Raw genomic sequence first — 21,439 nt, 5'->3', positions numbered from 1 at the left:
CGGCCGCACCGACGAGTCGTCAGTGGCCCATGCCAAGGCCACCGTCGACGGGGATCACCGCGCCGCTGATGTAGCCGGCGTCCGCGGACGCGAGGAACTGGACGGCAGCGGCGACCTCGTCGGGCAGCGCGAACCGCGCGAGCGGGATCGCGGCGCGGTACGCGTCCTGACGTGCCTCAGGCAGCTCGGCGGTCATCGCCGTCTCGACGAAGCCCGGCGCCACGACGTTCGCGGTGATGCCGCGCCCGCCCAGCTCGCGCGTGAGCGAGCGAGCCATGCCGACGAGCCCGGCCTTCGACGCCGAGTAGTTGACCTGGCCGGGCGATCCGTACAGCCCGACGACCGACGAGATGAGGATGATGCGTCCGCGACGGAGGCGGATCATGCCCTTGGACGCACGACGCACGACCCGGAACGCACCCGTGAGGTTGACGTCGATGACATCCTCGAACTCCTCGTCGGTCATCCGCAGGACGAGCTGGTCGCGCGTGATGCCGGCATTCGCGACGAGGACCTCGACGGGTCCGTGCTCGGCCTCGATGGCGCTGAACGCCGCGTCGACGGACGCCGAGTCGCGCACGTCGCCGATCGCGCCGAAGACTCCGTCCGGCAGGTTCCCGCTGCGGTAGATCGTCGCGACCCTGTCGCCTGCCGCGACGAAACGCTCGGCGATCGCCCGGCCGATCCCCCGGTTCGCCCCGGTGACGAGCACGCTTCGTGGTGCGGGTCCACCCGCTGTGATGTCTGGCACGAGAACCGACGCTATCCGACCGAAGGCACTGGGCGCCGCGCGACGGACCTCACGCTCGGACCCTCGAGTTGTCCGGTGAGCACAACGGCGCACAGCCGCCGGCCGGAACGAGCGCCGGATCGACCACAGCATGCCGGTCTAGGATCGGGAGGTGAGAAGGAAGCGACCGGGCGCCGGCGAGGTGCACCGGATCACGACCGCCGCCGACCCTCTGGCCGACGACATCGCGCGGCGCACCCGCCGATACCTCGTCCAGATGGGTGTCCGGGTCGTGTGCTTCCTCCTCGTCGTCATCCTGTGGAACCGGATGCCCGTGTGGCTGTCGGTCATCCTGCTCGTCGCCGCCGTCGTCCTGCCCTACATCGCGGTCATCCTCGCGAATGCCGGCCGCGAACGGCGCGACGACGCAGTGGAGGTCGTCGACACCCGCACCCTCGGACCCGGCACGGGTACCGGTCAGCTCGATGGAGGCAAGCGATGACCCTGTCCGTTCCCACACCGGACGCCGTCCGGGACCTCGTCTGCAGCGCGCGCGGCTGCCGCGAGGAAGCCACCTGGGGTCTGCTCTGGAACAACCCGAAGCTGCACACCGCCGAGCGCCGCAAGGTCTGGCTCGCGTGCGACGGCCACCGCGCGCAGCTCGAGGAGTTCCTCGGCGCCCGTTCGTTCCTGCGGGACGTCGTCCCCGCGAGCGAGCTGCCCGGGGCCGACCTTCCGGCGGACGGCCTGCCTGCCGACGCTCTCCCCGCGGCCGACGGATGATGAAGCCGCACGTGCGGCGCGCCGTGTCGCTCCTGCTGCTCGCACTCGCCCTCGGCGTCACCTGCACGTTCCTGGGACGGTGGCAGTGGAACCGGCATGTCGCCCGTGACGCGCAGATCCGGCTCATCGAGGACAACTACTCGGCTGAGCCCGTCCCCCTGTCCGCGCTGGTCGCGACGCCGGGCGAGGCGCTGCCCGCCGACGCGGTGTGGCGCCAGGTGACCGTGACGGGTCGCTACGAGGCCGACGCGACCGTGCTGCTCCGCAACAGGCCGATCGGCGGCATGGCCGGCTACCACGTCCTCGTCCCGTTCGTCGTCGCCGACGGGGGCGAGGCCGGAGCGGTGCTGGTCGTGGACCGGGGATGGGTCCCGACGGGCGAGAACGGCAGCGAGGTCGCCCAGGTCCCGGCGCCTCCGACGGGCACGGCGACGGTGACCGTGCGCCTGCGCCGCGGTGAGGCGCAGTCGCCGCGGTCCGCACCGGCCGGTCAGGTCCAGGCGATCTCGGTCGCCCAGGTCCTCGAGGCCGGCGACGCCGTCCCGGCGACGGGCTCCCCCGGCGCCTACGAGGTCTACGCCGAGATGGCGGCCGAGGACCCTGCACCCGACCACGCGCTGGGCACGCTGCCGACGCCCAGCACCGACCCCGGCTCGCACCTGTCGTACGCATTCCAGTGGTGGACCTTCGCCCTGGGGTCGCTCGTCGGCTTCACGGCCATGGCACGCCGCGAGCTGGTGGACGGGTCAGGCGCAGGCCCGGCGGCCCGACCCGAGCGGCGTCGCAGGTCACCGAGCGCCGAGGACGAAGAGGACGCGCTCGTCGACTCCCAGCTCGGCTGACGGAGGTTGCGCCCCGCGGTGGGTCAGGCCAGCGAGATGAGGTCCAGGTAGTCCGAGCTCCAGTGGTCCTCGTCGCCGTCGGGCAGCAGGACGACGCGCTCGGGGTTGAGCGCCTCGACCGCACCCTCGTCGTGGCTCACCAGCACGACCGCGCCGGCGTAGCTGCGCAGCGCACCGAGGATCTCCGCGCGGCTCGCCGGGTCCAGGTTGTTCGTGGGCTCGTCGAGCAGCAGGACGTTGGCCGACGACACGACCAGCGCCGCCAGGGCGAGCCGGGTCTTCTCGCCACCCGACAGCACGTGCGCGGGCTTGTCGGCGTCGTCGCCCGAGAACAGGAAGGACCCGAGCACCGAGCGCACCTGGGTGTCGGTGAGGTCCGGGGCGGAGCTGCGCAGGTTCTCCAGGACGGTCCGGTCGAGGTCGAGCGTCTCGTGCTCCTGCGCGTAGTACCCGAGCTTGAGCCCGTGACCGGCGTGCACCTCCCCGGTGTCCGGGGCGTCGATCCCGGCGAGCATGCGCAGCAGGGTGGTCTTGCCTGCGCCGTTGAGCCCGAGCACCACCACGCGGCTGCCCCGGTCGATCGCCAGGTCGACGTCGGTGAAGACCTCCTGGGAGCCGTACGACTTCGACAGCCCGGTCGCGGTGAGCGGAGTCTTGCCGCACGGTGCCGGGTCGGGGAACCGCAGATGGGCGACCTTGTCCGCCGCCCGCACGTCGTCGAGCGAGGACAGCATGCGCTGGGCCCGCCGGGCCATGTTCTGGGCCGCGACCGCCTTCGTGGCCTTCGCGCGCATCTTGTCGGCCTGCAGCAGCAGGACCGCGGCCTTCTTCTCGGTGTTGGCTCGCTCGCGCTTGCGCCGCTTCTCGTCCGTCTCGCGCTGCACGAGGTAGGCCGCGTACCCCAGGTTGTACTGGTCGAGCTCGGCCCGGTTGGCGTCGAGGTAGAACACCTTGTTCACGGTCGCCCGCAGCAGCTCGACGTCGTGGCTGATCACGATGAACCCACCCGCGTACGTCCGCAGGTAGTCGCGCAGCCAGAGGATCGAGTCACCGTCGAGGTGGTTGGTGGGCTCGTCGAGCAGGAGCGTGTCGACACCCGAGAAGAGGATCCGAGCGAGCTCGACGCGTCGACGCTGGCCGCCCGAGAGCGTCCCGAGCGTCTGACCGAGCACGCGGTCGTCCAGGCCCAGGTTCGAGGTGATGCGGTGCGCCTCGCTCTCGGCCGCGTACCCACCCGCGGCAGAGAACCGCGCCTCGAGCCGCGAGTAGCGCTCCATCGCGGCGTCGCGGGTGTCGTCGATCGCGCTCGCCATGGCGCCCTCGGTCTCACGCATGGCGTTGACGATCTCGTCGAGGCCGCGGGCGGACAGCACCCGGTCCATCGCGAGCATCGCGAGGTCGCCCGAGGTCGTGTCCTGCGGGAGGTAGCCGACGTCGCCGGACCGCGTGATCTGGCCGCCGGTCGGCAGGGTCTCCCCCGCGAGCGTCTTCGTCAGGGTCGTCTTGCCCGCACCGTTGCGCCCGACGAGACCGATCCGGTCACCCGCCGCGATGCGGAAGGTCGCCTCCTCCAGCAGCACGCGCGCGCCGACGCGCAGCTCGATGGCATGGGCAGTGATCACTAGGTGTCCCTCCGGGGTCGGCGAACCGCCGACTGCGGTTTCCTCCGAACGCCACGCGCCACCGTTGGGCGCGGGCACAAACGCGCCCCAGTCTACGACCGGCTAGCGTTGCAGACGGCCGCAGGCCCGCAACACAGTCATTTCGGGCGCCGTGCCGGGCCCTCCACCGACGTGCCACAGCCCCTGGGAGCTCCGATGCCCGACGCACCTGACAGCTCGAACCCCGCCCTCGGACTGGGTGGCGCCATCGCGCCCGCGGTCCCCGTGACCCGGTCCTCGGCGGCCACCGACGTCGCGCTCGTCGCGACGTTCGCGGCCTTCATCGCGGTGTGCGCGATCCTGCCCGCGATCCCCGTCCCCGGCAGCGCCGTGCCCATCACGCTGCAGACGTTCGGCGTCATGCTCGCGGGGCTCGTCCTCGGCGCACGGCGTGGGGCCCTGGCCGCCCTGCTGTACCTCGCCGTGGGGGCCGCGGGACTCCCGGTCTTCTCGGGCGGTGCCGGTGGGGTGGGCGTCTTCGCAGGCCTGTCGGCCGGCTACCTGCTCGCGTTCCCGCTGGCTGCCGCGCTCGCGGGGTACCTCGCAACGCGTGCCGGCGGCCTGCGTCCCTCGGTGCGGTACGTGGCCCTGTTCGCCTCGGCCACCGCCGCGAGCCTCCTGCTGATCCACCCGATCGGCATCGCGGTCATGGGCTGGCGTGGCGGCCTGTCCGCCTCGGAGGCCCTCGTCGCAGGGTCGCGCTACATCCCGGGCGACCTGATCAAGAACCTCCTCGCCGCACTGGTCGCGAGCGCGGTGCTCCGGGCGTTCCCGGACATGGTCCGGCGCCGTCCCTGACACGGCCCTTCATGATCGAGCTCGACGCCGTCACGGTCACCGCCTACGCCCCGCACGCCGGCGGTGGCGCTGGCCCGACGAGTCACGTCGTGACCCTGCTCGGTCCGGTGACGTGCCGGCTCGCTGAACGGCGGATCGCCGTCATCGGGGCGAACGGGTCGGGCAAGTCGACGCTCGCGCGGCTCGTGAACGGTCTCGTCCTGCCGTCGTCGGGCACGGTCAGGGTCGACGGGCTCGACACCGCCCGAGACGGACGAGCGGTCCGGAGCCGGGTCGGCTTCGTCTTCACCGACCCCGACGCCCAGCTCGTCATGCCGACCGCCGTCGAGGACGTCGCGCTGTCCCTGCGCCGGCTCGGGCTGCCGACCGCGGAGCGTGCCGAGCGTGCCCACGAGATCCTCGCCAGGTTCGGCCTCGCAGGTCGCGGCGACGTCCCGGTCCATGCGCTCTCAGGCGGCCAGAAGCAGCTGCTCGCTCTGGCCGGCGTCCTCGCGACCGAGCCGGCGGTCCTCGTGTGCGACGAGCCGACGACCCTGCTCGACCTGCGCTGGCGCAGGGTCGTCGACGACCTGCTCGACGGGCTCGACCAGCAGGTGCTCCAGGTCACGCACGACCTGGACGCCGCCGCCCGGTCCGACCGGGTCCTCGTCGTCGACGCGGGCGCTGTGGTGTTCGACGGCGACCCGGTCGACGCCGTCGAGGCCTACCGCGCGTTGATGGCGCCACGGGTGTCGCCGTGAGCCGCCCGGCGCGCCCGACGCAGCGCAGCCCGTGGGCCGGGCCGCTCGGGCTGTACCGCCCAGGCACGACGGTGCTGCACCGGGCCCGTCCGGGGGCCAAGCTCGGCGGGCTCGCCACGCTGGGGGCCCTGGTCGTCGTCCTGCGGGGACCAGGGAGCGCAGCAGCCCTGCTCGTCGCCGTGCTCGGCGCCGCCGCGATCGGTCGGCTCCCGCTGTGGTCGACGGTTCGCAGCACTCTCCCGGTGCTGCTCACGGCGACGCTGCTCGGCGGCTACCAGTGGTGGGCGCGCGGCTGGCAGGTCGGCGCGGAGGTCGCCGTCGACCTCGTGACCCTCGTCCTCGCGGCCACCGTCGTGACGGCGACCACGCCGGCCGACCGCATGCTCGACGCGCTCGGGACCGCCGCCCGGCCGCTGCGTCACGTCGGGCTGCCGCCCGAGACCGTTGCCCTCGCCGTCGGGATCATGCTCCGCGCGATCCCGGCGCTGCTGGAGACGTTCACCGAGACCCGCGACGCCGCACGCGCCCGCGGGCTCGACCGGTCTCCGCGTGCACTGCTCGTCCCGGCCGCGGTCCGCACCGTGGCGCGCGCCCGGGCGACCGGCGACGCGCTGGCTGCGCGCGGACTCGCCGACTGAGCCTCGCTCTGGAGTCCAACCCCGCACGCCGTGCGGACTGCGCGGCCAGGACGTACTTTGACCGACATGACTTTCACCGAGGGTGGCAGCTTCGAGGGCGGCCGTGTCAAGACCAGTCGTGGCAGGCGTGGAGCCGCAGCGGGCGGCGGGGTGGGCCTGCTCGCCATCGCGGTCTACGTGATCTCGCAGCTGACCGGGGTGAACCTCACACCCGTCGTCGACGCCGTTCAGGGCGGCGCGCCGGGCGCCGTCCAGGCGACGGAGAGCACCCTGGGGACATGCAGCGCGGCGGAGGCGAACTCCCAGCGGGACTGCCGCCTGTCCGCGACGGTGTATGCGCTCGACACGTACTGGGCCGAGACGCTGCCCGCGAACAACCTCACGTTCTCGCAGCCGGACGTCTGGAGCTTCGAGTCCGCGATGGAGACGGGCTGCGGGACCGCGTCCGCTTCGACGGGCCCGTTCTACTGCCCTCCTGACAAGGCCATCTACATCGACCTCGGCTTCTACGACCTGTTGCAGAGCCAGTACGGGGCATCGGGTGGCGCGCTCGCCGAGATGTACGTCGTGGCGCACGAGTACGGGCACCACATCCAGCAGATCACCGGCGTCATGGACCAGGCGAACCGCCAGGGCACGGGGGCCGACTCCGACTCCGTGAAGACCGAGCTGCAGGCCGACTGCTATGCGGGCCTGTGGACCGGCCATGCCGCGACCGTCGTCGACCCGAAGACCGGTGTGACCTTCCTCAACCCGATCACCCAGACCGAGCTGTCCGACGCGCTGTCCGCCGCGCAGGCCGTCGGCGACGACCACATCCAGCAGCAGTCGAGCGGCGGCGTGAACCCCGACACCTGGACGCACGGGTCGAGCGAGGAGCGTCAGCGCTGGTTCATGACCGGGTACACCGAGGGCACGATCACGGCGTGCGACACGTTCAGCGCAGCGAGCCTCTGACCGCGGACAGCCGCTGAGGCCGACCAGCTGACTGACGCCAGGTCCGGCGTCAGATGTTGAAGCCGAGCGCCCGCATCTGCTCGCGCCCGTCGGGCGTGATCTTCTCGGGGCCCCACGGCGGCATCCACACCCAGTTGATGCGGAACCCGTCGACGAGGCCCTCGAGCGACATGCCGGCCTGGTCCTCGATGACATCCGTGAGCGGGCAGGCCGCCGACGTCAGGGTCATGTCGATGACGGCATGGTTCTGCTGGTCGACCATGACGCCGTAGACGAGGCCCAGGTCGACGACGTTGATGCCGAGCTCGGGGTCGATGACGTCGTGGAGGGCTTCCTCAACGTCAGCGGCTGTGGTCGGCGACGGGTTCGCAGGCGCGGCACCCGGGGTCGTGGTGGTCATGCGTCCTCCTGTGGGGTGCCCGGCGACGTCGCGCCGGTCTTGATGAGGGCATCGGTCAGCGCGGCCCAGCCGAGCAGCGCGCACTTGATCCGGGCGGGGTACTTCGCGACGCCGGTGAAGGCCGTCGCGTCGCCGAGCAGCTCCTCGGCGTCGTCGTCGAGACCGAGGCCGCGCGCGTTCATCAGCGCGCGGAACGTGCCGGCGAGCCGGTCGACCTCGTCGAGGTCGGCGCCGACGACGAGGTCGTGGAGCACCGAGAGGGAGGCCTGCGAGATGCTGCAGCCCTGCCCGTCCCAGCTGACGTCCCGGACAACCGGCCGGCCCGCGTCGTCGAGCTCGACCCGGAGCGTGACCTCGTCGCCGCACGTGGGGTTGATCTGGTGCGACTCGCCCGCGAGCAGGCCGAGCGGCTGCAGCCCGCGGCCGTGCGGCTCGCGGGCATGGTCGAGGATGACCTGCTGGTAGAGCTGTTCCATCGCGTCGATGCTCATCGCCCGTCCTTCTGACCCGCCGCAGCGACCGGTACGCCGCTCACTCCGAAGAACGCTCGGACACCCGCCAGTGCTTCCCGGAAGACCTCGACCTCGTCGAGGGTCGTGTAGACGCCCGCCGACGCGCGAGCCGACGCAGCGACGCCCAGGCGCCGGTGCAGGGGCTGGGCGCAGTGGTGGCCGACGCGCACCGCGACGCCCGCGGCGTCGAGCACCTGGCCGACGTCGTGCGCGTGCACGCCGTCCACGACGAACGACACGGTCGCGAGCCGGTCGACGGTATCGGTCGGTCCGAGGACGCGCACCCCGGGGACCGACGCGACGGCGGCGAGCAGCGCGGCCGCGATCTCCGCCTCGTGGCCCGCGACCGCAGGCATGCCGAGCTCGTCGAGGTAGCTCGCCGCGGCGCCCATCGCCACCGCCTGCGAGACCATCTGCGTGCCCGCCTCGAACCGCTGGGGCGGCGGCGCATAGGTCGTGTACTCCATCGTGACGACCTCGACCATCGATCCCCCGGTCGTGACCGGCGGCATGGCCTCGAGCAGCTCGCGCCGCCCGTAGAGCGCGCCGACACCGGTGGGGGCGAGCATCTTGTGCCCCGAGAACGCCGCGAAGTCGACGCCGAGCGCGTGCAGGTCGACCGGCAGGTGCGGGACGCTCTGGCAGGCGTCGAGCACGGTCAGTGCGCCGACCTCGCGCGCCCGGGCGACGAACGGCGCGACCGACGTGACCGCTCCCGTCACGTTCGAGGCATGCGTGAACGCCAGGACCCGCGTGCGCTCGGTCACGACCATCGCCAGCTCGTCGAGCCGAATCCGGCCGTCGTCGTGCACCCCGAGCCAGCGGAGCGTCGCTCCCGTCCGGGCGGCGAGCTCCTGCCACGGCACGAGGTTGGCGTGGTGCTCGGCCTCGGTGACAACGATCTCGTCACCGGGCGCGAGCGCAAACCGCCGTGCCGCCTCGCCCCCGCGACCCAGCGTCGCGTTCGACATGGCGTACGCGACAAGGTTGATCCCCGCGGTCGCGTTCGAGGTCCAGACGAGCTCCCCCGGGTCGGCGCCGACGAACGACGCCACCCGCTCCCGGGCGTTCTCGAACGCCTCGGTCGCCTCCTCCGCGAGCTGGTGCGCCCCGCGGTGCACCGCCGCGTTGCGCTGGAGGTAGAAGTCCTGCTCGGCGTCGAGCACCACCTCGGGCTTCTGCGAGGTCGCCGCAGAGTCGAGGTACACGAGCGGTCGCCCGCCACGCACGGTGCGGGCGAGCAGCGGGAAGTCCGCCCGCACGGCGGCGAGCTCACCCGGCGTGAGCCGGGCGACCTGCGAGATCTCGGTCACTGTCGGTCCTTGCTCTCCTCGGCCAGGGGTTGCTCGTCGCGCGGTGCGGCGTGCAGCCTCAGGCCGTCGCCCCGTCGGTCAGGAAGCGGTCGTAGCCCTCGTCCTCGAGCCGGTCGGCGAGCTCGGGGCCGCCCTGCTCGGCGATCCGCCCGTCGACGAACACGTGCACGAAGTCGGGCTTGATGTACCGCAGGATCCGCGTGTAGTGCGTGATGAGCAGGACGCCCACCTCGCCGCTCTCGCGGACGCGGTTCACGCCCTCCGACACAATGCGGAGCGCGTCGACGTCGAGGCCGGAGTCGGTCTCGTCGAGGATCGCGAACTTCGGCTTGAGCAGCTCAAGCTGGAGGATCTCGTGACGCTTCTTCTCGCCACCCGAAAACCCCTCGTTGACGCTGCGGGCCGCGAACTCCGGGTCCATGCGCAGCAGCTCCATGGCTGCCTTGACGTCCTTGGTCCACGTGCGCAGCTTCGGTGCGGTGCCGTCGATCGCGGTCTTGGCGGTCCGCAGGAAGTTCGTCACCGACACGCCGGGGACCTCGACGGGGTACTGCATCGCGAGGAACAGCCCGGCGCGCGCCCGCTGGTCCACGGTCATCGTGAGCACGTCGGCGCCGTCGAGCGTCACCGTCCCGCTCGTGACCGTGTACTTCGGGTGTCCGGCGAGCGAGTACGCCAGGGTCGACTTGCCCGAGCCGTTGGGGCCCATGATCGCGTGGGTCTCGCCGCTCGCGACGGTCAGGTCGACGCCGCGCAGGATCGGCTTGGGGCCTTCCTTGGTCTCGACGCTGACGTGCAGGTCGTGAATCTCTAGCGTGGCCATACTCAGCTCTCCTCGGAGGATCCGTTGGCGTCGACGTCGACGAGCACACGCTCGCCGTCGACGGTCAGGGGGTAGACGGGGACGGGGCGGACGGCCGGCGGGCTCAGCGGCTTGCCGGTCCTCAGGTCGAAGCGGGAGCCGTGCAGCCAGCACTCGATCGTGCGGCCCTCGACCTCGCCGTCGGACAAGGACACCTGCCCGTGCGAGCAGATGTCGGAGATCGCGTGCAGCTCGCCGTCCTCGTCGCGCACGACGGCGACCTCGACGGGACCGTTCACCCCGAGCAGCTCGACCCGCAGGGCGCTGCCGACGGCGACGTCGGCGACGTCACAGGCGAGCTGGGCGCTCACAGTCCGTCCTCGAGCCCCGCGAGGGTCGGCGCCGCGTCGAGCACGCTCATGCTCTTCTCGAGCTCGGCGTCGATCGCCGCCGTGAGGCGCTCCTCGACCTCGGGCACGCCGATCGCGTGGATGAGCTCGGCGAAGAACCCGCGGACCACGAGCCGACGTGCATCGGGCTCGGGGATGCCACGTGAGCGCAGGTAGAACAGCTGCTCGTCGTCGAACCGGCCCGTGGCGCTCGCGTGCCCCGCGCCCGCGATCAGGCCGGTCTCGATCTCGAGGTTCGGCACCGAGTCGGCGCGGGCCCCCTCGGACAGGACGAGGTTGCGGTTGAGCTCGTAGGTGTCGGTGCCCTCGGCGGCCGCCCGGATGAGCACGTCCCCGACCCACACGGTGTGCGCACCCTCGCCCTGCAGCGCGCCCTTGTAGGTGACGCGCGACCGGCACGACGCGACCGCGTGGTCGACGAAGAGCCTGTGCTCCTGGTGCTGGCCCGCGTCGGCGAAGTACAGCCCGATCATCTCGACCGAGCCGTTCTCGCCGACGAACTCCGCGTCGGGCGTGATCCGCACGACGTCGCCGCCGAGCGTGACCACGATGTGCTTGAGCGTCGCGTCCCGGCCGAGGCGCAGGCGGTGCGAGGACGCGTGCACCGAACCGGGGGCCCAGTCCTGGACCGAGATGACCGTCAGGTGTGCGCCGTCCTCGACGACGACCTCGACGGTCTCGGCGAGCGTCGCGGGCCCGATGTGGTCGATGACGACGAGCGCCTCGGACAGCTCACGGGCGTGCACGAGCACGTGCGACGCCGTCGGCTTGCTCGCGTCGATGCCCTCGACGCGGATCGTCGTCGCGGTGGACGCGACGGCCTGCGCCGGGATCGTCACGACGGTCGCGCGCTGGAACGACGCCCACGCCGTCGCAGCCGTCCGGTCGCCGGGCTTGCCAGCCTGACCCAGGCGGACGTCGTCGCGGTCGACGACCTCGACCGTCACCTCGGGTGCCTCGATGACGGTCGTGATGACCTTGGGTCCGGTGAGCTCGGCGTCGAACAGCGGGGCCAGCCGGTCGACCGGCGCGAACCGCCACTCCTCCTCGCGCCCGTTCGGCACGGGGAACTGCGCGAGGTCGAACGAGCTGACGCGGTCCGCGCGGCTCGACTGGGGCGTGCCACCACGGCCGTGCTGATGCGCGCCCTCGGCAACCGCCCGCGAGTGGTCGGTCGAGAGTCCGCGCGGCGCGCCGGTGGCCTCCTCGAAGTCAGTAGTCGTACTCGTCATCAGCCGACGGCACCTTCCATCTGCAGCTCGATCAAGCGGTTCAGCTCGAGGGCGTACTCCATGGGCAGCTCGCGAGCGATGGGCTCCACGAAGCCGCGCACGATCATGGCCATGGCCTCGGTCTCCTTCATGCCGCGCGACATGAGGTAGAAGAGCTGGTCCTCGCTCACGCGCGAGACCGTGGCCTCGTGGCCCATCGACACGTCGTCCTCGCGGACGTCCACGTACGGGTAGGTGTCGGACCGGGAGATCTGGTCGACGAGGAGCGCGTCGCACAGGACGTTCGAGGCCGAGTGCGAGGCGCCCTCGAGCACCTGTACCAGACCGCGGTAGGACGTGCGTCCACCGCCGCGGGCCACGGACTTCGACACGATCGAGGACGACGTGTTCGGGGCGGCGTGCACCATCTTGGCGCCCGCGTCCTGGTGCTGGCCTGCGCCAGCGAACGCGATCGACAGCGTCTCCCCCCGGGCGTGCTCGCCCATGAGGTAGATCGCGGGGTACTTCATCGTGACCTTGGAGCCGATGTTGCCGTCGACCCACTCCATGGTCGCGCCCTCGGCCGCGGTGGCCCGCTTCGTCACGAGGTTGTAGACGTTGTTCGACCAGTTCTGGATCGTCGTGTAGCGCACGCGGGCGTTCTTCTTGACGATGATCTCGACGACCGCCGAGTGCAGCGAGTCCGACGTGTAGACCGGAGCGGTACAACCCTCGACGTAGTGCACGTACGAGCCCTCGTCGGCGATGATGAGCGTCCGCTCGAACTGGCCCATGTTCTCCGTGTTGATCCGGAAGTAGGCCTGCAGCGGGATGTCGACGTGCACACCCGGCGGGACGTAGACGAACGAGCCGCCGGACCACACGGCGGTGTTCAGCGACGCGAACTTGTTGTCGCCCGACGGGATCACCGAGCCGAAGTACTGCTCGAAGATCTCGGGGTAGTCGCGCAGCCCCGTGTCGGTGTCGACGAAGATGACGCCCTGCTCCTCGAGCTCCGACTGGATCTGGTGGTAGACGACCTCGGACTCGTACTGCGCGGCGACGCCGCCGACGAGGCGCTGCTTCTCGGCCTCGGGGATGCCGAGCCGGTCGTACGTGTTCTTGATGTCGTCGGGCAGGTCGTCCCACGTGGTGGCCTGCTTCTCCGTCGACCGCACGAAGTACTTGATGTTGTCGAAGTCGATCCCCGAGAGGTCCGCACCCCACCAGGGCATGGGCTTCTTGTCGAACAGGCGCAGCGCCTTCAGTCGCGTCTTGAGCATCCACTCGGGCTCGTTCTTGAGCCCGGAGATGTTCCGCACGACCTCCTCGCTCAGGCCGCGCCGCGCCGAGATGCCGGCGGTGTCGGAGTCGTGCCACCCGTAGTTGTAGTTCCCGATCGAGGCGATGGCCTCGTCCTGGGTCAGCGGTGCGTTCACAGCGCTGTCGGTGGGGGCGCTCATGGTGTCGGTCCTTCCACGGGGGCAGGGGTCGTGATGATCGGGATGTTCGTGGTGCAGACGTGACCGCCACCGGCGAGGGTCGCGAGACGCTGCACGTGGACGCCGAGCAGCCGCGAGAACGCGTGCGCCTCGGCCTCGCAGAGCTGGGGGAACTCGGCGGCGATCTCCTGGACCGGGCAGTGGCCCTGGCAGAGCTGGATCGCAGCGGCGCCCGGGACCGGCCTGGCGGTCGCGGCGTAGCCGTCGCGGGCCAGCGCGTCCGCCAGGACGTTGACCCGAGCGTGCATGTCCGTGCCAGCCGCCGCCAGCGCGAGGGCGTACCGCTCCTCGAGGTCGCGCACGCGGCTCTCGGCGAAGTCGGTGACGGCATCGGGGCCCGCGAAGGCGGACAGGTAGCGCAGAGCCTGCCCCGCCAGCTCGGAGTACCGGTGCGACAGAGCGGCCTGTCCGTGGCTCGTGGCGACGAAGCGGCGCGCGGGCCGCCCACGACGGGCCGGGCCCAGCCCCTGCGAACCCTCGTGGACGGAGATCTGCTCGGTGCTCTCGAGCACACCGAGGTGCCGGCGGATCGCGGCCGGCGTCAGGTCGAGCTCGCGCGCGATGTCGGCGGCCGAGACGGGTCCGTCGGCCGCGATGAGCTGGAGGACGCGGAGGCGGGTCCCGGCCTCTGACTCGCCGGCGTCGGAGGGCCCGAAGGTCGAGGGGCGCACGTCGGGCAGCGTGACGCTCATGCACACCTCCTGCGGGATCCGGTGGTCCACCGATCGCCCGGGTCGGGGCGCTCGTGATCGGGAAGGGCGCGCAGACGCGCCCGCTTGATATTGACAACATCCTTGTGTCGCAATTCGTTCCGCGCAAGCAAGGTGACCCTCACCCGCGGACGCCGCGGACGACAGGCTCACGGGCGGGGCGCCTAGACTCGCGACCGTGCCCGACTCCCCCGCCGTCGAGATCCGTGGCCTGGTCAAGCGCTACGACGGTCGCGCCGTCGTCGACGGGCTCGACCTCGTCGCCGACGCCGGGAGCATCACCGCGGTCCTCGGTCCGAACGGCGCCGGGAAGACCACGACGATCGAGTGCTGCGAAGGGCTGCGCGTGCCCGACGGCGGCACCGTGCGCGTCCTCGGCCTCGACCCGCGCACCGACGCACGCGCGCTCAGCCCCCGCGTCGGGGTCATGCTCCAGGACGGCGGTCTGCCGACGGGGGTCCGCGCGCTCGAGATGCTGCAGCACGTCGCCACCATGTACGCCCACCCCCGCGACGTGACCGACCTGACCGACCGGCTCGGGCTCGCATCGTTCGCTCGCACGACCGTGAGGCGTCTCTCGGGCGGGCAACGCCAACGCCTCGCGCTGGCGATCGCCCTCGTCGGACGCCCCGAGCTCGTCTTCCTCGACGAGCCGAGCGCCGGGATGGACCCGCAGTCGCGGCACGCGGTGTGGGACCTGGTGCGCGAGCTGCGCGACGAGGGTGTCGCGATCGTGCTGACGACGCACCTCATGGACGAGGCGGAGTCGTTGGCCGACCGTGTCGTCGTCGTCGACCACGGCGCCGTCATCGCCCAGGGGACGGTCTCCGACCTGGTTGCTGCTCACGACGACCGCACGCTGCACTTCACTGCCGTCGGGGGTCTGGATCTCGGCGCGATCGGCGCACGCCTCAACACCGCGGTCCCCGCCGCCGGCCTGTCTCCCGCGGTGTCGGTCAGCGTCACCGAGGAGTCTCCCGGCGAGTACGTCGCGAGCGGGCACGTCGACCCGGACGTCGTCGCGGCACTGGCCTCCTGGTGTGCCGAGCGCGACGTCCTCGCGACACGGATCTGGGTCGGGCGTCGCACCCTCGAGGACGTCTTCCTCGACCTCACCGGACGGAGCCTGCGATGAGCGCGCTGACGGCAGCCCCACCCGCACCGGCGGCGGCGGCCCCCTGGCGTCGGGTCGTCTCGCAGGGCGCGTTCGAGACCCGCATGATCCTGCGCAACGGCGAACAGCTCCTGGTGACGATCTTCCTGCCCGTCCTGGTGCTCGTCGGCCTGGCACGCAGCGGTGTCGTCGAGCTCGCCACGGGCGGGGCGGCCCGCATCGACGTCGTGGCGCCCGGGGTCCTCGCGCTCGCGGTGATGAGCACGGCCTTCACCTCCCAGGCGATCGCGACGTCCTTCGACCGGCGCAACGGGGTGCTGCGCCTGCTCGCCACCACGCCGCTCGGTCGCCGTGGGCTGCTTGCGGGGAAGTTCCTCGCGGTCGCTGCGGTCGAGGCCGTCCAGGTCGTCGTCGTCGGCGGCACCGGCCTCGCCCTGGGCTGGCGACCCGTCGCGGCCGGCATCCCCCTCGCCGTCATCGCGCTCGCGCTGGGAACCGCAGCGTTCATCTCGCTGGCACTCCTCGTCGCCGGGACGCTGCGCGCGGAGGCGGTCCTCGCCGGCGCGAACCTCCTGCTCGTCCTCCTCGCGGTCGGCAGCGGCGTGGTCGTGCCGGCCTCCCAGCTCCCCGGCCCGCTCGAGCACGTCGCCCGGCTGCTGCCCTCCGGCGCGCTCGGCGAGGCGCTGCGCGGGGCGCTGCTGCACGGCACGCTCCCGGCATGGTCAGTGGGCGTGCTGCTGGCGTGGACGGCGGTGCTGGCCTGGGCGGCAGCCCGTCTGTTCCGGTGGCACTGACAGTCGTCCGCGGCGGCTCGAGGTGGCACCGGGGCCTGGGCACCGGCTCTACGCTGGCCCCGTGAGCACCACGTCAGTGACTGAGCCCCCGACCGATCGCCTCGCCCGTCGGCGGCGCTGGACCCGCAGAGCCCTGATCACCAACGTCGTCGCCCAGGGTGTGCTCGTCGTGACGGGCGGCGCTGTGCGCCTCACCGGCTCAGGCCTCGGCTGCTCGACGTGGCCCGCGTGCGAGCCGGGGTCGTTCACCCCGGCGCTCCATGAGGCGACGTCGATCCACCCGTTCATCGAGTTCGGCAACCGCACGCTGACGGGGTTCCTCGCTGCCATCGCACTGACGGTCGCGGTCCTCGTCTGGACGGACCGTTCGCGCTCACGGTCCTACCGGCTGCTCGGCCTCGCCCCGGTCCTCGGGGTCGTCGCCCAGGCCGTGATCGGCGGCGTAACGGTCCTGTTCCACCTGAACCCCGCGGTGGTGGGCATCCACATGCTCGTCTCGCTCGCGCTCGTCGCGGTGTCGACCGTCCTGGTCGTGCGCGAGCGCGCCGGCGACGGACCCGCACGACCGGTCGTCGCACCGCGGCAGCTCAGCCTCGCCCGGCTGCTCACCGTCGTCGCCGTGGTCCTGCTCGCACTCGGGGTCGTCGTGACCGGTTCGGGCCCGCACGGCGGCGACGACGACGTGGCCTACCGGTTCGCGGTCGACCCCGTCCTGATCGCCCGCGCCCACGCCGGCGCCGTGTGGCTCTTCGTGGTGGTCCTCGCGGTCGTGCTGATCGGTCTCTACCGGACGGCCGCACCCGGCACGACGCGCAGGGCCGCCCTGTGGCTGCTCGCCGTGACGCTGCTGCAGGGTGTCATCGGCTACGTGCAGTACTTCACGGGGCTGCCCGTCGTCCTGGTCGGGCTGCACATGCTGGGAGCCGTGCTCCTGACGGCGTCGCTCACCTGGTTCGTGCTGTCGCTGCGCACCCGCGATCTCGTCGTACCCACGACCGCGACGGACTGACCGCCCGCGGGGCGCAGGCGATCACGCAGGACGCAGCGCGTCCCAACCACGCTCGCGAGCGCGTGCCGCCGCGAGCACGCCGACGACCGCCGTCGGGCTGTGCAGCCGGCCCGCGAGGACCGCGTCCACCGCGTCGTCGAGCGGGACCCACACGGGAACCATGTCGGCCTCCTCGTCGAGCCGCACGTGCCGCTCGTCCTCGGGGACCTCGTGCAGACCGCGCGCGAGGAAGACCTCGATCCGCTCGCTCGACCCGCCCGGCGTCGTGTAGAAGTCGACGAGGACGTGCCACGTGTCTGCCCGCAGGTCGGCCTCCTCGGCCAGCTCGCGCGCCGCCGCGACGACCGCAGGCTCCCCCGCGACGTCGAGCAGACCCGCAGGCGGCTCCCAGAGCTCCGACCGCACGGGGTGCCGGTACTGCGAGACGAGCAGGACCCTGTCCTGATCGTCGACCGCGATGATCGCGACCGCACCGGGATGGTCGACGTACTCGCGCAGCACCTGCGTCGGGCCGAGGTCCACGACATCGCTCACGATGTCCCAGATCTTGCCCGCGTGGATCAGGGTGTGATCCGTGAGCGGACGCGCCGCCACCTGGTCCGACGGCGCGTCGCTCACGTTCAGTCCTCCTCGGTGCCGCGCCGTGCGAGCGCCGCCCCGATCAGCCCGATGAACAGCGGGTGCGCGCGGTTCGGCCGCGACTTGAACTCGGGGTGCGCCTGCGTGCCGACGTAGTACGGGTGGGTCTCGCGGGGCAGCTCCACGAACTCGACGAGCGAGGAGTCCGGAGAGGTCCCCGAGATGACCATGCCCTCGGCCTCGAGCTTGCCGCGGTAAGCGTTGTTGACCTCGTAGCGGTGACGGTGACGCTCCGAGACCATCGTCGAGCCGTACGCCTCGGCCGTGACCGAGCCGGGTGTCAGGATCGCGTCGTACGCACCGAGCCGCATGGTGCCACCGAGGTCGCCGCCGCCGTCGACGAACGCCAGCTGCTCCGCCATCGTCGCGACGACCGGGTCGGCGGGGTGGTCGTCGAACTCCGACGACGACGCACCGGTCAGCCCGAGGACGCTCCGCGCGTACTCGATGACCATGCACTGCAGGCCGAGGCAGATCCCCAGCGTCGGCACGAGCTGCTCGCGGGCCCACCGGAGCGCGCCGAGCTTGCCCTCGATGCCACGGACCCCGAAGCCACCCGGGACGAGCACGGCGTCGACACCCTCGAGTGCGAGCCGTGCCCCTTCGGGGGTCTGGCAGTCGTCCGAGGTGACCCAGCGGATGACGACCTTCGCGTCGTGGTGGAAGCCGCCGGCGCGCAGCGCCTCCGTCACCGACAGGTACGCGTCGGGCAGGTCGATGTACTTGCCGACGAGCGCGACCTCGACGCGGTGCGCCGGCTGGTGCACGCGCCGCAGCAGCTCGTCCCAGTCGGCCCAGTCGACGTCACGGAACGGCAGGCCGAGACGCTGGACGACGTAGGCGTCGAGCCCTTCGGAGTGCAGGACGCGCGGGATGTCGTAGATGCTCGGCGAGTCCACTGCCGTCACGACGGCCTCGGAGTCGACGTCGCACATGAGGGCGATCTTGCGCTTGACGGACTCGGGGACCTCGCGGTCTGCCCGGCACACGATCGCGTCGGGCTGGATGCCGATCGAGCGCAGCGCAGCGACCGAGTGCTGGGTCGGCTTCGTCTTGAGCTCACCGCTCGGCCCGATGTACGGGATGAGCGAGACGTGCAGGAAGAACACATTCTCGCGGCCCAGCTCGCGGCGGACCTGACGCGCCGCCTCGAGGAAGGGCTGCGACTCGATGTCACCGACCGTGCCGCCGATCTCGGTGATGATCACGTCGGGCGCCTCGCCGACGGCCGGGTGGGCCTGCGCGCGCATCCGCGACTTGATCTCGTCGGTGATGTGCGGGATCACCTGGACCGTGTCGCCGAGGAACTCCCCGCGTCGCTCCTTGGCGATGACCTCGGAGTACACCTGTCCGGTCGTCACGTTCGCCGAACCGACGAGGTTCACGTCGAGGAAGCGCTCGTAGTGACCGACATCGAGGTCCGTCTCGGCGCCGTCCTCGGTCACGAAGACCTCGCCGTGCTGGAACGGGTTCATGGTGCCGGGATCGACGTTCAGGTACGGATCCAGCTTCTGCATCGCGACCCTCAGGCCACGCGATCGCAGGAGTCGTCCCAGGCTGCTGGCCGAGAGGCCCTTGCCCAGAGAGGAGGCGACGCCTCCGGTGACGAAGATGTGCCGGGTCGTATTGTCCGACCGCCCGGGAAGTCGATTTGCTCGGTCTGCCACGGGCTTTCACTCTACCGTACGGCCGACCGGCACCACCCCGCGGCGCCACGAGTCGGCGCTCACATCATCGATCGGTAGCGCGCCGTCCACTCCTCGAGCACGTCGGCCGCGTCCGGCAGCGCCGCCCAGCGCCGACGCCCAGCGGCAGCCAGCACCGCCCGCCGCTCGGGGTCCGCGAGAAGCCCGACGACGGCCTCCGCCAGCTCGTGCGGGTCCCCCACCGGCACGAGGACCCCGGCGTTCGCGACGAGCTCCGGCAGGCCGCCGACGGCGCTCGCCACGATCGGCAGACCAGCCGCGAGAGCTTCCTGCACGACGAGCGCGCGCGCCTCCCAGGCGCTCGGGAGCACGAAGAGGTCAGCAGCGGCCATCCAGGTCGGCACGTCGCTGCGCGCACCCACGAACCGCACCGGGGTCGCGTCGGCCGCGACCGACGCGCGCAGGGATGCCAGCAGGTCGTCCCGGCCGTCCCCCACGACGAGCCACACGACACCGCGTTCGGACGCGCCGCCGCGCCTGCCCTGCGCGATCCTCGCAGCGTCGACGAGGACGTCGAGGTTCTTCTGCGGCGCGATGCGCGACACCGTGAGCAGCCAGTCGCCGTCCGGGTCGATCCCCAGCTCGTCGGCCAGCAGCGCCCTCGCTGCAGCCCGGTCGAGCGCCGCCCGCCCGGCGGCCGGGGCCGCCACCTCCGCCAGCTCCGCGCGCCGAGCCCCCAGGGACGTCGCCCGGTCGACGAGATCCTGCGAGGCCCCGGTCACGAGGTCGGCGCGGCGCACCTGGACCCGCTCGAGCAACGTGCGGGCGCGGCGCAGGATCCCTGCGCCCAGGATCGCGTTGTGCCACGAGATGACGACGGACGGAGCGCGCCGACCGAGGCCCGCCGTCACGAGGAGCGCGACCAGGCCCGCCTGGTGCCCCTGGGCGTGCACGACGTCGGCGCCCGCGGCGAGGGCCCGGAGCCGGCGCAGAGCCCGCCAGACAGCCACCGGACGCCGACCGGGCCAACTCACCTCGACATGGGGTCCGAGGTCGAAGCGTGCCGCAGTGACGGGCGCCGTGGCGACGACGACCTGCCAGCCCTCGTCCGTCAGGCCCTGGACGAGGCTCGCAGCGTGCGCGCCGATCCCGCCGGCAGCGGGCCCGACGATCATCAGCACCCGATGCCCGCCGTCGGTCGCCCTCGGGCGGTGCACGCCCCGCTCAGCCATCGGTGTGCCGCGTCGTCTCGAGCAGCCGGCCCGGACCGGGCCTGCCACCCGCCGAGCGCAGCCCGGTGAGCGTCGAGCGATCCGCCAACCAGGTCGCGCCGAGGACCACCGCGACAGCGATGCAGGCGCCACCAGCAGCGGCGCCGACCGCACCCAGGACGCCGCTGCCCACCATCGCGAGCACCGTGTCCACGGTCCAGCGCCCCGCGATCGAACCCGCCGAGCCTGCGAGCAGGAGGACCGCGACGGTGCGACCGAGCCCCGCTCCGACCCCGGGCCCGCCAGCGCGCCGCAACGCGACGAGCAGTGCCGCACCACCGACCGTCATGCCGACGGAGGTCCCGACCGCGAGTGCGTTGAGCGTCGCCGGCCCGTCGCGGCCGTCCGGGACCAGGAGCCAGCACGCGACGACCGACGCCACCACGACCGTCAACCACCCGAGGCTGGTCGCCGCGACGGCCGCACGGCCGCGCTCGAGCGCGTACAGCGAGCGCGACACGTGGAAGATCAGCCCGAGACCGAGCAGCCCGGGAGCGATGAGGGTGAGCGCCGGTCCCATCGACGCGACCAGCGCGCGGTCACCGTCGGCGATCCCCGCGAACACGTCGACGACACCGGGGACGGCAGCCACCAGCGCCGTCGCCCCCACCCCGCTCGCGACCAGGACCGCACGGGTCGTCGACGCGGCCATCCGCGCGTAGCCGTCGCGATCGCCCGCGGCGGCACGCCCGGCCAGTCGCGGGAACGTGCTGGTGGCGAGCGGCACCGCGAGCACCGCGTACGGCAGGAGGTAGACCGCCTGGATCACGGTCAGGTAGGTCGTGTAGGTCCCGTCGGTCCCGTAGCTCTTGGCGAGCCGGGCTGCCACGAGGATCGAGACCTGCTGTGCGAGGAGCGCGCCGACGCCGGCGACTGCGAGGCCCCCCACCCGTCGCGCGACGCCCGGCGGGAACCTGAGGGTCGGGCGCAGCCGAACCCCGGAGCGCCACGTCGGGA

24 protein-coding genes are annotated in these 21,439 nt (G+C 72.2%); 10 read left to right on the top strand and 14 right to left on the bottom strand.

Features of this window, described 5'->3' with window-relative positions; genetic code table 11:
• Positions 1–19 precede the first annotated feature (19 nt).
• Complete coding sequence (gene fabG, locus DDP54_RS17010; protein WP_242448568.1) at positions 20–751, bottom strand: 3-oxoacyl-ACP reductase FabG; 732 nt, start codon at positions 749–751, stop codon at positions 20–22.
• A gap of 151 nt (positions 752–902) precedes the next feature.
• Between fabG and DDP54_RS17005 the strand changes: the two genes are divergently transcribed.
• The 3 genes from DDP54_RS17005 to DDP54_RS16995 are packed head-to-tail and all read left to right on the top strand — an operon-like array spanning position 903 to position 2,355.
• Positions 903–1,232 (top strand): DUF3099 domain-containing protein, encoded by a 330-nt coding sequence (locus DDP54_RS17005; protein ID WP_242448567.1) that lies wholly within the window; start codon positions 903–905, stop codon positions 1,230–1,232.
• Positions 1,229–1,513: a hypothetical protein gene (locus DDP54_RS17000; RefSeq protein ID WP_109133187.1), complete on the top strand. Its 285-nt coding sequence runs from the start codon at positions 1,229–1,231 to the stop codon at positions 1,511–1,513. Before DDP54_RS17005 ends, DDP54_RS17000 begins: the two co-directional genes overlap by 4 nt.
• The gene (locus DDP54_RS16995) at positions 1,510–2,355 is read left to right on the top strand and encodes an SURF1 family protein (protein WP_242448566.1); all 846 of its coding nucleotides are present in this window, start codon (positions 1,510–1,512) and stop codon (positions 2,353–2,355) included. Before DDP54_RS17000 ends, DDP54_RS16995 begins: the two co-directional genes overlap by 4 nt.
• A 23-nt stretch (positions 2,356–2,378) precedes the next feature.
• Here the strand turns inward: DDP54_RS16995 and DDP54_RS16990 are convergent, their stop codons facing one another.
• Positions 2,379–3,977: an ABC-F family ATP-binding cassette domain-containing protein gene (locus DDP54_RS16990; protein ID WP_109133185.1), complete on the bottom strand. Its 1,599-nt coding sequence runs from the start codon at positions 3,975–3,977 to the stop codon at positions 2,379–2,381.
• Between the two features lie 195 nt (positions 3,978–4,172).
• On the opposite strand from DDP54_RS16990, the gene DDP54_RS16985 reads away from it, so the two are divergent.
• The 4 genes from DDP54_RS16985 (at position 4,173) to DDP54_RS16970 (ending at position 7,149) form a co-directional block, all read left to right on the top strand.
• Positions 4,173–4,814, top strand: a complete 642-nt coding sequence (locus DDP54_RS16985; RefSeq protein ID WP_109133184.1) for a biotin transporter BioY — start codon at positions 4,173–4,175, stop codon at positions 4,812–4,814.
• Positions 4,815–4,825: 11 nt separating this feature from the next.
• On the top strand, positions 4,826–5,554 hold the full coding sequence (locus tag DDP54_RS16980; RefSeq protein ID WP_109133183.1) for an ABC transporter ATP-binding protein: 729 nt from the start codon (positions 4,826–4,828) through the stop codon (positions 5,552–5,554).
• Positions 5,551–6,192, top strand: coding sequence for an energy-coupling factor transporter transmembrane protein EcfT (locus DDP54_RS16975; protein ID WP_109133182.1), 642 nt, complete (start codon positions 5,551–5,553; stop codon positions 6,190–6,192). The genes DDP54_RS16980 and DDP54_RS16975 overlap by 4 nt, the downstream gene beginning before the upstream one ends.
• A 66-nt stretch (positions 6,193–6,258) precedes the next feature.
• The gene (locus tag DDP54_RS16970) at positions 6,259–7,149 is read left to right on the top strand and encodes a neutral zinc metallopeptidase (protein ID WP_242448565.1); all 891 of its coding nucleotides are present in this window, start codon (positions 6,259–6,261) and stop codon (positions 7,147–7,149) included.
• Between the two features lie 49 nt (positions 7,150–7,198).
• On the opposite strand, the gene DDP54_RS16965 is transcribed toward DDP54_RS16970, so the two are convergent.
• Genes DDP54_RS16965 through DDP54_RS16930 form a run of 8 tightly spaced genes read right to left on the bottom strand, consistent with a single transcriptional unit; the run spans position 7,199 to position 13,991 of the window.
• Positions 7,199–7,549: a metal-sulfur cluster assembly factor gene (locus tag DDP54_RS16965; RefSeq protein ID WP_109133180.1), complete on the bottom strand. Its 351-nt coding sequence runs from the start codon at positions 7,547–7,549 to the stop codon at positions 7,199–7,201.
• Positions 7,546–8,040: a Fe-S cluster assembly sulfur transfer protein SufU gene (gene sufU, locus DDP54_RS16960; protein WP_109133179.1), complete on the bottom strand. Its 495-nt coding sequence runs from the start codon at positions 8,038–8,040 to the stop codon at positions 7,546–7,548. Before sufU ends, DDP54_RS16965 begins: the two co-directional genes overlap by 4 nt.
• A complete protein-coding gene (locus DDP54_RS16955) occupies positions 8,037–9,374 on the bottom strand; it encodes a SufS family cysteine desulfurase (protein ID WP_242448564.1) in 1,338 nt (445 codons plus the stop codon). The genes sufU and DDP54_RS16955 overlap by 4 nt, the downstream gene beginning before the upstream one ends.
• Before the next feature lie 58 nt (positions 9,375–9,432).
• On the bottom strand, positions 9,433–10,197 hold the full coding sequence (sufC, locus tag DDP54_RS16950) for a Fe-S cluster assembly ATPase SufC (protein WP_109133178.1): 765 nt from the start codon (positions 10,195–10,197) through the stop codon (positions 9,433–9,435).
• A gap of 2 nt (positions 10,198–10,199) precedes the next feature.
• Entirely contained in the window at positions 10,200–10,547 is a 348-nt protein-coding gene (locus DDP54_RS16945) for a non-heme iron oxygenase ferredoxin subunit (protein ID WP_109133177.1), read from the bottom strand.
• Positions 10,544–11,818, bottom strand: coding sequence for a Fe-S cluster assembly protein SufD (sufD, locus tag DDP54_RS16940; protein ID WP_109133176.1), 1,275 nt, complete (start codon positions 11,816–11,818; stop codon positions 10,544–10,546). The genes DDP54_RS16945 and sufD overlap by 4 nt, the downstream gene beginning before the upstream one ends.
• Positions 11,818–13,260 carry a Fe-S cluster assembly protein SufB gene (sufB, locus tag DDP54_RS16935; RefSeq protein ID WP_109133175.1) on the bottom strand — a complete coding sequence of 481 codons (1,443 nt, stop codon included), beginning with the start codon at positions 13,258–13,260 and terminating at the stop codon, positions 11,818–11,820. The genes sufD and sufB overlap by 1 nt, the downstream gene beginning before the upstream one ends.
• A complete protein-coding gene (locus DDP54_RS16930) occupies positions 13,257–13,991 on the bottom strand; it encodes a helix-turn-helix domain-containing protein (protein WP_109133214.1) in 735 nt (244 codons plus the stop codon). The genes sufB and DDP54_RS16930 overlap by 4 nt, the downstream gene beginning before the upstream one ends.
• A gap of 196 nt (positions 13,992–14,187) precedes the next feature.
• Between DDP54_RS16930 and DDP54_RS16925 the strand changes: the two genes are divergently transcribed.
• The 3 genes from DDP54_RS16925 to DDP54_RS16915 all read left to right on the top strand — a co-directional run bounded on the left by DDP54_RS16925 (position 14,188) and on the right by DDP54_RS16915 (position 16,926).
• Entirely contained in the window at positions 14,188–15,144 is a 957-nt protein-coding gene (locus DDP54_RS16925) for an ABC transporter ATP-binding protein (RefSeq protein ID WP_109133174.1), read from the top strand.
• The gene (locus DDP54_RS16920; protein ID WP_109133173.1) at positions 15,141–15,917 is read left to right on the top strand and encodes an ABC transporter permease; all 777 of its coding nucleotides are present in this window, start codon (positions 15,141–15,143) and stop codon (positions 15,915–15,917) included. Before DDP54_RS16925 ends, DDP54_RS16920 begins: the two co-directional genes overlap by 4 nt.
• A gap of 61 nt (positions 15,918–15,978) precedes the next feature.
• Positions 15,979–16,926: a COX15/CtaA family protein gene (locus DDP54_RS16915; RefSeq protein WP_109133213.1), complete on the top strand. Its 948-nt coding sequence runs from the start codon at positions 15,979–15,981 to the stop codon at positions 16,924–16,926.
• 21 nt (positions 16,927–16,947) lie between these two features.
• Here DDP54_RS16915 and DDP54_RS16910 read toward each other — a convergent pair whose 3' ends face one another.
• From DDP54_RS16910 to DDP54_RS16895, 4 genes are all read right to left on the bottom strand, one after another.
• Positions 16,948–17,544 carry an NUDIX hydrolase gene (locus tag DDP54_RS16910; protein WP_109133172.1) on the bottom strand — a complete coding sequence of 199 codons (597 nt, stop codon included), beginning with the start codon at positions 17,542–17,544 and terminating at the stop codon, positions 16,948–16,950.
• Between the two features lie 2 nt (positions 17,545–17,546).
• Positions 17,547–19,232 carry a CTP synthase gene (locus DDP54_RS16905; RefSeq protein WP_109133171.1) on the bottom strand — a complete coding sequence of 562 codons (1,686 nt, stop codon included), beginning with the start codon at positions 19,230–19,232 and terminating at the stop codon, positions 17,547–17,549.
• 59 nt (positions 19,233–19,291) lie between these two features.
• Entirely contained in the window at positions 19,292–20,443 is a 1,152-nt protein-coding gene (locus DDP54_RS16900) for a glycosyltransferase family 4 protein (protein ID WP_109133170.1), read from the bottom strand.
• Positions 20,436–21,439 (bottom strand): lipid II flippase MurJ (locus DDP54_RS16895; RefSeq protein ID WP_277949612.1); only part of this gene is annotated, 1,004 nt, incomplete at its 5' end. The genes DDP54_RS16895 and DDP54_RS16900, both read right to left, overlap by 8 nt.

This window comes from Cellulomonas sp. WB94, assembly GCF_003115775.1.
Lineage (GTDB): Bacteria > Actinomycetota > Actinomycetes > Actinomycetales > Cellulomonadaceae > Cellulomonas_A.
This window is presented reverse-complemented; position numbering and strand designations above follow the sequence as displayed.

What these genes read in the sequence shown, in the direction of transcription:
- DDP54_RS17000 (WP_109133187.1), top strand. Translation starts at nt 1,229, where the DNA reads ATGACCCTGTCCGTTCCCACACCGGACGCCGTCCGGGACCTCGTCTGC.
- DDP54_RS16995 (WP_242448566.1), top strand. Translation starts at nt 1,510, where the DNA reads ATGATGAAGCCGCACGTGCGGCGCGCCGTGTCGCTCCTGCTGCTCGCA.
- DDP54_RS16985 (WP_109133184.1), top strand. Translation starts at nt 4,173, where the DNA reads ATGCCCGACGCACCTGACAGCTCGAACCCCGCCCTCGGACTGGGTGGC.
- DDP54_RS16980 (WP_109133183.1), top strand. Translation starts at nt 4,826, where the DNA reads ATGATCGAGCTCGACGCCGTCACGGTCACCGCCTACGCCCCGCACGCC.
- DDP54_RS16970 (WP_242448565.1), top strand. Translation starts at nt 6,259, where the DNA reads ATGACTTTCACCGAGGGTGGCAGCTTCGAGGGCGGCCGTGTCAAGACC.
- DDP54_RS16965 (WP_109133180.1), bottom strand. Translation starts at nt 7,549, where the DNA reads ATGACCACCACGACCCCGGGTGCCGCGCCTGCGAACCCGTCGCCGACC.
- sufU (WP_109133179.1), bottom strand. Translation starts at nt 8,040, where the DNA reads ATGAGCATCGACGCGATGGAACAGCTCTACCAGCAGGTCATCCTCGAC.
- sufC (WP_109133178.1), bottom strand. Translation starts at nt 10,197, where the DNA reads ATGGCCACGCTAGAGATTCACGACCTGCACGTCAGCGTCGAGACCAAG.
- sufD (WP_109133176.1), bottom strand. Translation starts at nt 11,818, where the DNA reads ATGACGAGTACGACTACTGACTTCGAGGAGGCCACCGGCGCGCCGCGC.
- sufB (WP_109133175.1), bottom strand. Translation starts at nt 13,260, where the DNA reads ATGAGCGCCCCCACCGACAGCGCTGTGAACGCACCGCTGACCCAGGAC.
- DDP54_RS16930 (WP_109133214.1), bottom strand. Translation starts at nt 13,991, where the DNA reads ATGAGCGTCACGCTGCCCGACGTGCGCCCCTCGACCTTCGGGCCCTCC.
- DDP54_RS16920 (WP_109133173.1), top strand. Translation starts at nt 15,141, where the DNA reads ATGAGCGCGCTGACGGCAGCCCCACCCGCACCGGCGGCGGCGGCCCCC.
- DDP54_RS16900 (WP_109133170.1), bottom strand. Translation starts at nt 20,443, where the DNA reads ATGGCTGAGCGGGGCGTGCACCGCCCGAGGGCGACCGACGGCGGGCAT.